This window comes from Mesorhizobium escarrei (assembly GCF_935825525.1).
GTDB classification, from domain to species: Bacteria; Pseudomonadota; Alphaproteobacteria; order Rhizobiales; family Rhizobiaceae; genus Mesorhizobium; species Mesorhizobium escarrei.
In genome coordinates this window covers 1-10,937 of sequence record NZ_CAKXZT010000050.1, presented here as the reverse complement: position 1 = coordinate 10,937, position 10,937 = coordinate 1, and the positions used below count along the sequence as shown (strand labels likewise).

Annotated in this window: 10 protein-coding genes and 1 tRNA gene; 7 read left to right on the top strand and 4 right to left on the bottom strand. The window is 64.3% G+C overall.

What is annotated here, in order from left to right; all coding sequences use genetic code 11:
* A partial coding sequence (locus tag NMG80_RS04105; protein ID WP_254016956.1) for a hypothetical protein occupies positions 1-332 on the top strand: 332 nt, incomplete at its 5' end.
* Entirely contained in the window at positions 329-847 is a 519-nt protein-coding gene (locus tag NMG80_RS04100) for a hypothetical protein (protein WP_254016955.1), read from the top strand. The genes NMG80_RS04105 and NMG80_RS04100, both read left to right, overlap by 4 nt.
* 120 nt (positions 848-967) lie before the next feature.
* Here NMG80_RS04100 and NMG80_RS04095 read toward each other — a convergent pair.
* Positions 968-1,042: transfer RNA gene (locus NMG80_RS04095), tRNA-Gly, on the bottom strand.
* A 247-nt stretch (positions 1,043-1,289) separates the two neighbouring features.
* Between NMG80_RS04095 and NMG80_RS04090 the strand changes: the two genes are divergently transcribed.
* The 4 genes from NMG80_RS04090 (at position 1,290) to NMG80_RS04075 (ending at position 4,243) form a co-directional block, all read left to right on the top strand.
* Positions 1,290-1,787: a prolyl-tRNA synthetase associated domain-containing protein gene (locus tag NMG80_RS04090; RefSeq protein ID WP_254016954.1), complete on the top strand. Its 498-nt coding sequence runs from the start codon at positions 1,290-1,292 to the stop codon at positions 1,785-1,787.
* A 94-nt stretch (positions 1,788-1,881) separates the two neighbouring features.
* Entirely contained in the window at positions 1,882-2,880 is a 999-nt protein-coding gene (gene trxA, locus NMG80_RS04085; RefSeq protein ID WP_254016953.1) for a thioredoxin, read from the top strand.
* Positions 2,881-3,044: 164 nt separating this feature from the next.
* The gene (locus NMG80_RS04080; RefSeq protein WP_254016952.1) at positions 3,045-3,716 is read left to right on the top strand and encodes an LON peptidase substrate-binding domain-containing protein; all 672 of its coding nucleotides are present in this window, start codon (positions 3,045-3,047) and stop codon (positions 3,714-3,716) included.
* Positions 3,717-4,003: 287 nt separating this feature from the next.
* Entirely contained in the window at positions 4,004-4,243 is a 240-nt protein-coding gene (locus NMG80_RS04075; RefSeq protein WP_254016951.1) for a Trm112 family protein, read from the top strand.
* Between the two features lie 239 nt (positions 4,244-4,482).
* Here the strand turns inward: NMG80_RS04075 and NMG80_RS04070 are convergent, their stop codons facing one another.
* From NMG80_RS04070 to NMG80_RS04060, 3 genes are read right to left on the bottom strand one after another with little or no spacing between them, the layout of a single operon-like run.
* Positions 4,483-7,770, bottom strand: coding sequence for an error-prone DNA polymerase (locus NMG80_RS04070; RefSeq protein WP_254016950.1), 3,288 nt, complete (start codon positions 7,768-7,770; stop codon positions 4,483-4,485).
* The gene (locus NMG80_RS04065) at positions 7,767-9,248 is read right to left on the bottom strand and encodes a DNA polymerase Y family protein (RefSeq protein WP_254016949.1); all 1,482 of its coding nucleotides are present in this window, start codon (positions 9,246-9,248) and stop codon (positions 7,767-7,769) included. The genes NMG80_RS04070 and NMG80_RS04065 overlap by 4 nt, the downstream gene beginning before the upstream one ends.
* Positions 9,190-10,284, bottom strand: coding sequence for an ImuA family protein (locus NMG80_RS04060; RefSeq protein WP_254016948.1), 1,095 nt, complete (start codon positions 10,282-10,284; stop codon positions 9,190-9,192). The genes NMG80_RS04065 and NMG80_RS04060 overlap by 59 nt, the downstream gene beginning before the upstream one ends.
* A 185-nt stretch (positions 10,285-10,469) precedes the next feature.
* Between NMG80_RS04060 and NMG80_RS04055 the strand changes: the two genes are divergently transcribed.
* Positions 10,470-10,892 (top strand): metallopeptidase family protein, encoded by a 423-nt coding sequence (locus tag NMG80_RS04055; RefSeq protein ID WP_236384351.1) that lies wholly within the window; start codon positions 10,470-10,472, stop codon positions 10,890-10,892.
* Positions 10,893-10,937: the final 45 nt, after the last annotated feature.

Below are 10,937 nucleotides of genomic sequence, written 5' to 3'. Positions count from 1 at the left end.
CTTCGGCTCCCGTGCAAAGCCCTCTTGAGATGAGAGAATTCGATCCTCGCCTCACGCTGAACTGCGTCGCGCGAAGGGGTGTCTTTTCGCACCTACCCACACGCGCGGCAGCGATCAGTGCGACCCAAATCCTGGTCCAACGGGCGGCACTCGAACTCGACGTGTCCTCGGACGAGTTCGAGGCCCTGGAACCCCGGCTGCGTGGCGGCAAGCCCATGCTCCAGATAGCGGACTCGTTGATCAATGGCTCCGGGCTGTCACGCCGCCTCGGGGAGGACCGCACCGACGGCATGCCGCATATTGTCCAACCTCATGAGAAGCATAGTGGATGACTTTCATGCTTTGGCCGCTCGTCGACCTACTTTCGGTCAGCGAGGAGGGTGCGCACGCCGCGCGCTGCCAGACATCGTGCTACCGATGCATCCAGCGTTTTGGGAACCGCCGATACCATGGCCTGCTCGATTGGCGCCTGGGGATCGCCTACCTGCGCGCCATGGTTATGCCAGGCTACACCTGCGGACTGTCCCAGTATGACGGGCGCTTCCCGGAAATGGCGGGCTGGCGCGAGCACGCGACGGCTCTCGCCGAGACCGCCGCTCGGATGCGTCCGGGAGCGCTGATCGCGAGTATCCACGCGCCGTCGGGACTGCCCTGCCTGCTTGAGCAGGGAAGATCCGGACCCGGCTCAGCGATTGTGGTCGTCCATCCACTCTGGAGCACGCAAGGCGACGCCGGGCTCGCACTCGCCGGTGGTGAGGATGTGAGATTCATCGACACCTTCGAACTGGAGCGCCGACCACTGCGTGCGCTGGAGATGGCAAGGGGTGTGGGTCGTCAAGGCCAATGACGAGGGTCCGACGCCGTCGAATACCTGTAGACACCATGATACCCCAGCGCTCCCCGGCGCCAGATAGCAAAAAGGCCCGGTTACCCGGGCCCTTTATGCTTTTCAAATCTAAGGAAGATTTGGAGCGGGTGAAGCGATTCGAACGCTCGACCCCAACCTTGGCAAGGTTGTGCTCTACCCCTGAGCTACACCCGCTCGCGCGGCTTTTGGGCCGCAAGCCGAGCCTATATGGCTGAAGGGCGCGGCGATTGCAACAGGGAAATCGCAGGTTTTTGGGCCGCACCCGGCGACGTAAACGAGCCTTCCCTAGCGGATAGGAACGCAATCGGCAGCCTCGCTGCGCAACGGTCTTGTCTCGGCCGCGTCATTGGCCGTAAACGGCATGATCCAAACCGCGACACAAGCCAAACCGCGACAACAAGAAAGTCCGACAAGAGACGACATGCCGAAAACCGAAGCCGAGCTTTTCGCCTTTCTCGCCGATCTCGGGATCAAGGTCTCGACCCTGCGCCATCCGCCGCTGTTCACGGTCGCCGATTCGCAGGCGCTGCGCGGGGAAATCGCCGGCGGGCACACCAAGAACCTGTTCCTCAAGGACAAGAGGGACAATTTCTTCCTGGTCAGCGTCGATGAGGAGGCGGCGGTCGATCTCAAGCAGATCCACCAAATCATCGGCGCCGCCGGCCGCGTTTCCTTCGGCAAGCCGGAGATGCTGATGGAGCTTCTCGGCGTCGTTCCGGGTGCGGTCACCGTGTTCGGCTTGATCAACGATACGCAGTTGCGGGTCAAGGTCGTTCTCGACCAGGAGTTGATGCGTCATGCCGTCATCAACGCCCATCCGCTGACCAACGAGGCAACGACATCGATCGCCGCCGCCGACCTGGTCAAATTCGTCGAGGCAACCGGGCATGATGCTGTTATCTTGAAAGTCACGGCATGATCGCCACATGGATGACGATAAACCGACTTCTGAGTGAGAATTAAGGATGTTGCGCCGGGCTGGCGGCCGGGCGGCGCGACCGAAAGGGCACGAGATGAGCGACAACAAACAATTTGGCGGCCCATTTGGCAGCAATGGCGGACAGTATGCCACCACTGTGCAGTATGGCGGCACTGAGGCCGCCCCCGCGAAAGTCGCGCTTGGCGACCCGCCTGTCGCCGTCGACGTGATCAAGGAGACGACGACCGCGGCATTTGCCGCCGACGTCATCCAGGAATCGCGCCGTCAGCCGGTGCTGGTCGATTTTTGGGCGCCATGGTGCGGGCCCTGCAAGCAACTGACGCCACTGCTGGAAAAGGCGGTCACCGCCGCCGGCGGCAAGGTCAAGCTGGTCAAGATGAACATCGACGACCATCCTTCGATCGCCGGACAGCTCGGCATCCAGTCGATACCGGCAGTCATCGCCTTCAGAGACGGCCAGCCGGTCGACGGCTTCATGGGCGCCATTCCCGAGAGCCAGATCGCCGCGTTCATCCAGAAGGTCGGCGGCAAGGGTAATGGTGCGCCGCAGGTGGCCGAGGCGCTTGCCGCGGCCGCGGAGGCGCGCGCCGCCGGCGATGTGCAGACCGCGGCGGATATCTATGATGCGATCCTGGAACAGGCGCCGGAAACGATCGAGGCGATTGCCGGGCTGGGCGATCTGCTGTTCGAGGCCGGCGATGCCGAGGGCGCCGAAGCCGTGCTGGCGCGGGCGCCGGAGGCCAAGAAGGATGCACCGCCGCTGGCCGCGGTGCGCGCCAAGATGGCGCTCGCCGCGCAGGCGGCAGCACTTGGCAATCCGGCCGAGCTCGAGCGGCGCCTGGCTGAGAACCCCGGGGATCATCAGGCACGTTTCGAGCTTGCCATGATCCAGAACGCCAACGGCGAGCGCATGGCCGCAGCCGACAATCTGCTGGCGATCGTCAAAGCCGATCGCTCGTGGAACGACGACGGCGCCAAGACGCAGTTGCTGCAGTTCTTCGAGGCATGGGGCATGACCGACGAGGCAACGCTGGCGGCGCGGCGCAAATTGTCGTCGCTGCTGTTTTCGTGAGCCCGCCTCAAGCTGTTTTTGCCTGATGGCCTTGCGGTCGACAACGGCTGCGCCAGATTAGGAGGCCTGACCGATCCGTTCTTCGCTTGCTGACGATCATGCATCAGGTTGCGAAGGGCTCGGCGGGCTTGATGCGTTCTTGAAGGAGCGAGCGGAGGTTTGAAGTGCAGGCGGGAAACGCGCATTACCGGCTCGATACGGATTTGCCGCCGACGGTGCCGATCTTCCCGCTTGAAGGCGCCTTGCTGCTGCCGGGCGGCCGCATGCCGCTCAACATTTTCGAGCCGCGCTATCTGGAGATGGTGGACGAGGCGATCGCCGGATCGCGGCTGATCGGCCTCATACAGCCCAGCCTCGACGGTGCGCGGCGTGCCGATGGCGAGCCGGCGCTTTGCAATGTCGGCTGTGCCGGACGCATCATCGCGCTTTCTGAGAGCGGCGACGGCCGCTACCTGATTTCGCTGCAAGGTGTGTGCCGGTTCCGCATCGTGCAGGAGCTTGCGGTCAAGACGCCCTTCCGCCAGTGCCGGTTTGCGCCCTTTCTCACCGATCTCGACGAAGATCAGGCGGAGACCGAGATCGACCGGCCGGCGCTACTCAGGGCATTTCGCGCCTATTTGCAGGCCAACGATCTTGAAGCCGACTGGGAAAGCGTCAGCCGCGCCGAAAACGCCATGCTGGTCAATGCGCTATCGATGATGGCTCCCTACGGGCCGGCCGAGAAACAGGCGCTGCTCGAAGCGGCAGACCTGAAGACACGCGCCGAAACGCTGATCGCCATCACCGAAATGGCGCTGGCACGCGAGAACGAGGATTTCGGGTCGAGTTTGCAGTAGGTTGGGTGGAAAGACGCAGGGACTAAGCCAATTGCGCAAGTCGGCGCCGCCCCTCATCGCCCTGCCGGGCACTTCTCCCCGTATAGGGACGGGGAGAAGGGGCTGTCGGCAACCTTGGCGGACATTCTGCAACGCGGGTGATTGGCGAAACCATCGATGAGAGCCCCCTCTCCCCGTCACTATACGGGGAGAGGATGCCGGCAGGCAGGTGAGGGGCAGCGTCAATGCCCGAAAACTGAGGCGGACGCGAAACCTGAAGTGATTGCCCGAGAGAAGGACTGACAAAAATGGTGGATGGGCGTGAGGGAAAGAAGGCCAATGTCGATCCCAGGCTGCTGGAATTGCTGGCCTGCCCGCTGACCAAGGGCCCGCTTACCTGGGATCCGGAGCGCAACGAGCTCATCTCGAGGGTCGCACGGCTTGCCTATCCGGTGCGTGACGGCATCCCGATCATGCTGCCTTCGGAAGCACGCTCGCTCCCCTTCGATGACGGATTGCCGCCGCCGCGCCTGGGTGGGCCGTCTTGACCGGCGGCTCAGGCTAAAGGCGATCTGTGGTGATTCTTCGCGCCCCCCTCTGTCCTGCCGGACATCTCCCCCACGAGGGGGGAGATTGGCAGCTTCAGCCCTCCGCTCACTCCTGCGACGGTAGTGATTTGCGAAAGCGGCGGTGACGGCCGATCTCCCCCCTCGTGGGGGAGATGCCCGGCAGGGCAGAGGGGGGCGCAGAGCGCCGACATTTCGCAAAATTGTGCACCGCCCATCCCCTATTGAAAATTACGCCCCTTCGGCATGACCCTTTCTGCCTTCCCCGATAGCGTCGCGATATCCTGCCGGTCGTTTTGCACGACAGGTACATCGGGCTCCTCCTCTAAAAGCACGGACAGCCAGGGCGTCAGATCCTCGACCTTCTCGGCGACGATATGGATGACGTCCGATTCCGACTGCAGTTTGCCGGTGACACGGACCAGCCGCGCGCCCATGACAATGGGCCGGTAGCGGTTGAAGGTTCTTTCCCAGAAAATGACATTGGCGACCGAATTCTCGTCCTCTAGCGTCAAGAAAATCGCTTTGCCACTGCCTGGGCGCTGCCGCACGAGCACCAGGCCGGCGACCGAAACGCGCTTGCCGTCCCGAATCTGGCCGAGGCGCGCATTGGGGGTGACGCCTGAGCGGTCCAGCCGCTGGCGCAGAAAGGCCAACGGATGCGCCTTCAGCGACAGGCCGAGCGAACGGTAGTCGTGGACGACGTGCTCGCCGAGCGGCATTGTCGGCAGCCTGGTCGCGGGCTCGAGGTCGCGCAAGCGGATCGCCGGCCGGTCGAACAGCGGCAGGGTCTCGGCGGCACTCCTGCCGTCGAGCGCGCGGACCGCCCACAGGGCGTCGCGGCGGTCGAGGCCGAGCGAACGGAAAGCGTCGGCTTGCGCCAGCTTCTCGATCTCGTCGACGTAGAGGCCCGAGCGCAGCCAGACATCGCGAACGGTTGCGTAGCCGTCGCCGCGTCTGGCGACAAACACCTCCATGCGCTCCTTCGACAGGCCCTTGACCTGCCGGAAACCCAGCCGGACGGCATGATTGGTCCGGATGACGCCGCGCATCTGGGTATGGCGGTCGAGGATGCGGGCCGGGTCGAAAGGCACTTCCTCCAGCGCGCAGTCCCAACCGGAATAATTGACGTCGACCTCGCGGATTTCGACGCCATGGTCGCGCGCGTCGCGGACAAGCTGAGCCGGCTGATAAAATCCCATCGGCTGGGAATTCAGGATCGCGGCGCAGAACACGTCGGGATAGAAGGTCTTGAACCAGCAGGAGGCATAGACCAGCAGGGCGAAGGAGGCGGCATGGCTTTCGGGAAAGCCATATTCGCCAAAACCCTCGATCTGCTTGAAACAGCGCTCGGCGAAGTCCTTTTCGTAGCCCCGCAAAACCATGCCGTCGACCATCCGCTTGCGATAATTGCCGATCGTGCCGGTGCGCTTGAAGGTGGCCATGGCGCGGCGCAGTTCATCGGCCTCGCCCGGCCTGAAGCCGCCGGCGACAATGGCGATCTTCATCGCCTGCTCCTGGAACAGCGGCACGCCCAGCGTCCTGCCGAGTATCTCTTCCAGCTCCGGCTTGGGATATTCGGGTTTTTCCTTGCCCTGCCGGCGGCGCAGATAGGGGTGGACCATGTCGCCCTGGATCGGGCCGGGCCGCACGATCGCCACCTCGATGACGAGGTCATAGAATGTTTTCGGCTTGAGCCGCGGCAGCATCGACATCTGGGCGCGCGATTCGATCTGGAAGACGCCGATCGTGTCGGCACGGCAGATCATGTCGTAGACATGTTTGTCCTCGGCAGGGAGGGTGGCCAGCACATAGAGCCGGCCATAGTCATCCCGCGCATCGGGATAATGATCTTCAAGGAGCGTGAAGGCGCGCTGCAGGCAGGTCAGCATGCCGAGCGCCAGCACGTCGACTTTGAGGATTTTCACCGCGTCGAGATCGTCCTTGTCCCACTCGACCATCTTGCGCTCGTCCATCGCCGTCTTGATGATGGGCACGATCTCGTCGAGCCGGTCCCTCGTGATGACGAAGCCGCCGACATGCTGCGACAGATGACGGGGAAAGCCCATGATCTCGTTGGCGCATTCGATCACATGCCTTGTCGACGGATCGGTTTGATCGAGGCCGCCGGCCCTGGTCTCCTTTTCGCCGAGCTCCGAGGTCGACCAGCCCCAGATCGAGCTGGACAGCGCGCTCCTGACATCGTCCGACAGGCCCATCGCCTTGGCCACTTCGCGCATCGCCGACCGGCCTCGGTAGCTGACGACTGCCGCGGCAAGCGCGGTGCGCTTTGCGCTGTATTTCGAGTAGATATACTGGATGACCTCTTCGCGCTTTTCATGCTCGAAGTCGACATCGATGTCGGGCGGCTCGTTTCTTTCCTCGGAAATGAAACGCTCGAAAAGCGAATCGATCCTCTCAGGCCCCACTTCGGTGATGCCGATGCAATAGCAGACCACCGAGTTGGCCGCGGAGCCACGTCCCTGGCAGAGTATGCCCTGGCTGCGGGCGAATTTGACGATGTCGTAGACAGTCAGGAAATAGCGCGCGTAATTCAGGCGCTCGATCAAAGCGAGCTCCTCCCGGATGCGCTTGGTCACATCGGCGGGAACGCCCGAGGGATAGCGTATCGCGGCTCCCTCTCGAGCCAGCCTTTCCAGTTCGGCCTGCGGCCCGAGGCCCGATTCCGTCGGTTCGTCGGGATAGTTGTATTGGAGGTCACTGAGAGAGAAGCTCAATTCGCCGGCAAAGCGCAGCGTTTCCGCCAGTGCTTGCGGATGCCGCCGGAACAGCCGCGCCATCTCGATTGGCGGCTTCAAATGGCGCTCGGCATTGGCCGCCAGTTCCAGCCCCGCTTCGGCAACAGGCACGTTGAGGCGGATCGCCGTCAGCACGTCCTGCAACCGGCGCCGTTCGAACGTATGGTAAAGAACGTCATTGGTCGCCATCAGCGGAATGCCTGATGCCTCGGCCATGGCAGCCGCCTGCTCGATACGGTAGCGGTCGTTGCCGTGATAATCCGGCGAAACGGCAAGCCGCAGGGTCTTGCCGAAGCGATCCTTGAGGCGGCTAACCAGCCTGAGATCATTTTGCGCCGGCGTCGACAGATCCGGCAGGATCGCCAGCGACATGAGATCGCCCCATTCGAAAAGATCGTCGCGATAGAGCAACGGTGCGCCCTTTTCGCTGTCGTCGCGCATATTGGCTTGCGTCAGCATGCGGCACAGATGGCCCCAGCCCTTGCGGTCCTGCGGATAGGCAAGAACGTCGGGCGTGCCATCGCAAAAAGCCAGGCGGCAGCCGGGATGATAGGAAAGATCTTCCACCTTGGCCTGCTGCCAGGCGCGCACGACGCCGGCCACTGTGTTGCGGTCGGCAAGCCCGATCGACGAAAAGCCCAGAAACTTTGCCGCGACCACCAGCTCCTCCGGCTTCGAGGCGCCGCGCAGGAACGAGAAATTCGACTGGATGCCGAATTCGGCATAGGGAACGGCCGCCAGCGCATTCATGCGAAGACCCCATGCATGAACCAGCGCGGCGGGAGTTGAGAGGCGCCGTAGAGACCCTGGCGATAAAGCCAGTAACGGCGGCCGTCGCTATCCTCGATGCGGAAATAATCCCGGGTCGGCGCGTCTTCCTGCCCCGACGCCTCCCGCCACCATTCCGGGGCGATGCGTTCCGGCCCTTCGGCGCGCGCGACCCGGTAGAGCGCGCGCCGCCAACGGAAGTTCAGCGGCGGTCCCTCAGGCATTTCGGTGGCCGGCACCTCGATCGGTTCGGGCGAACGGAACAGCCGGATCGGCCGTTCCGGCCGAAAGACAGGCTTGGAGGAAGTGTCTTGGATCTTGCCCGGCTTCTTCGGCGGAGAGATCCTTTGCGGCGCCTCCGCATAGGGATGCATGGCGACGGCGCGCTCCGGCAGATGACTCTCGACGGCAACCGGTTTCAAAACCGCGCTATCGCCAAGCCGGGCGCGGATGCGGTCGGCGAAAAGGGCGATGTCGGCGCCGTCGTCGCGCGTCTCGCCGGCGAGATCCGCCTGCTGCATGTCGAAGGCCGCGGCCGACAGGACCGAGAGGCGCACGAGATCGAAGCCATAGCCGGCATCGATGTCCTGTTCGAGCGCGGCAAGCCTCTCGTGGAACAATTTCTGGATCAGCAGCGGCTCGCGCAACGGCCGCGAGGTGCCGACGGCGATGCGGCTGACGGCGCCGTCGACGCGGAAAAGCAGCAGCGCCAGCCTTCTTGCGCCCTCGCCGCGGCGCTCGAGATCCACCTTCAATGTCGTCGCCAGCATTTTCACCAGCCGCTCTATTTCGTCGGTCAGCATGATGGGTTCTGCGAGATGGCGTTCGACCGAAAGCGGCGCCACCGGCAAGCGCGGCGACACCGCCTCGTCGAGGCGGCCGAGCGCCTGGTCGAGACGCAAAAGCAGCGATCTGCCGAAGCGGCGGGCAAGCGGCGCGCGCGGTGCTGCCATGACGGCGCCTGCCGTGCGCAGGCCGACGCTTTCCAGGCTGGCGCGGATGTCAGGCTCGATGCGCAGCGCCGCCAGCGGCAAGGGTGCGAGAAGCGCCTCCTCCTCGCCACCGGCGACAATGCGGTCACCAGAAAACCGCGCTGCCGCCCAGGCCGCGCCTGGTGTGGCGGCAAGGCCGGCGCGGACATCGAAACCCTGATGGAAAAAGCGCGACAGGATGTCGTCCAGCATCGCCCGTTCGCCGCCGAAAAGATGGGTGCAGCCGGTGACGTCGAGGAACAGGCCATCGGCTGCGTCGATCGCCACCAGCGGGGTGTAGCGGTCGCACCAGTCGGCGAGGCTTTCGAGCAGGCGGCGGTCGGCCTCGGGATCGGCTTCCACCACGTCGATCGACGGATGCATGGCGCGCGCGTCGGCTATGCCCATGCCGCGCTTCAGGTGAAGCGCCTCAGCCCGCTCGTCGAGGGCGGTGATGCGCTGCGCGTTCGCCTGGCGATGGCTGATCACCAGCGGCAGGTGATCCGACGGCCGCGAACGCCAGGACCGCCCCAGACGCTGGCGCAGGATCCTTTCCGCGGCGAGATGCGGAAACCACAGCGACAGGATTCGCTGCCCGTTCTTGCCTCGCTCGTCCTTCCCTGGCCCTTCTTTCCTCGAAATTGCGTTCATCGGGGTTCCACTCCAGTGTGAATTGTCCCGGCAAGGCGGTGCGGCTCTTGCCGATGCTGACGGTGAAGGCGGGGCGGCCCATCGAGCCGGCGAGCGGCCCGGCGATCGTCTTGCGCGGTGCCGACGGCGCCGCCGACAGGACGAGGCGGACGGGTGCCGCCGTCGGCTCGGGTTCGCCGGCCTGGCGCAGCAGGAACACCGGCCGGCCGGCGCTCTGTGCCCGGGCGTGCAGCCGCCGCGTCGCGGTGAGGTCCAGCCGCTGCGGACTGCCGCGGACTTCGAGGATGACGGCGGCGAGCGCCGTCATCCGGGCGGCCTCCTCGGCGGTCCACAGCGCGTCGAGAAGCCTTGGCGCCTCGGAAAACAGCAATTGCTCCGGCTCGATGCCGAAAAGGCCAAGAAGCCCTCTGGCATAGGGGAAGCCGGCCTCGCGGAAGACCTCCGCGGTGCCGATCCACAGGACCGGCAGTCGCGGCGGCCCCTGTTTGAGGATCAGGCTGACGAGCGACAGGGCGAAACCGGCGACGGCCCCGGCATCACGTGTCGCGGCGCCATGGATCTCGCTCAGCGCCGCCTTCGGCAGGCCGCCGCTGAGCGCAGTATCGAGACCCTCGGCGCCGGTGCGCAGAAACGCATCGGGCGGCGCCACGGCGAGGCCGCGGCGGACGATTGTCAGATCCCCGGGCGTGATATTTTTGTGCGTGACATCAGCTGTTGGATTTTGGGGGGTGACATCAGATGTTGGATTCCGGGGCGCATCAACGGGGGCTGCGCCGGCCGGCGCCTGCAGGCGCTCGGGCAGCGTTCTCTCTATCTTCGCGATCTGGCGGCGCAGGGCAAAAACAGTCTCCCGCGCCACGGCGCTTGTCGCCATGACGGTCAGCTTCCACTCACAATCGTTCCTGTTATGTTCTCTAGGATTCCAGAGGGCGCCCGAAGAGTCAAGCGGAGTCATGGGCGGAGTCATGAGGAATTTATTCCTGCCGCACGTGGACGGCAACCCGGCCAATTGCCGAGTCCGGCGCGAAAGCCTATATGCCGGGATCAGAAGGACAAAGCATGGCCCGCATCTACAAGACCCGTACCTGGCACGGCGAGCTTTCGCCGTCGATGGAGGAAATGGAGTTCCTGGCGCTGGAGGCTTACGCCCATCTGCCGGAGGAGTTTCGCAAGCTGACCGGCGAGATCATCATCCAGATCGCCGAATTCCCGACCGACGAGATCATGGACGATTTGTCGCTGGAAACGCCTTTCGACCTGCTCGGCCTGTTCGAGGGGCGTGGCATCGCCGAGCGCTGGAATCCGCAGACCGGCGAGGGGCCGAACCGCGTCACGCTCTACCGCCGCGCCATCCTCGACTACTGGGCCGAGAACGAGGAGACGCTGGGCGACATCGTCACCCATGTGCTGATCCACGAGATCGGCCACCATTTCGGCCTGTCGGACGATGATATGGAGCGGATCGAAGAGGCGGCGGAGTAAAGGGCCCCACGCTTCGTCATCCCAGGGCGGAGCAGGAGCGAAGCG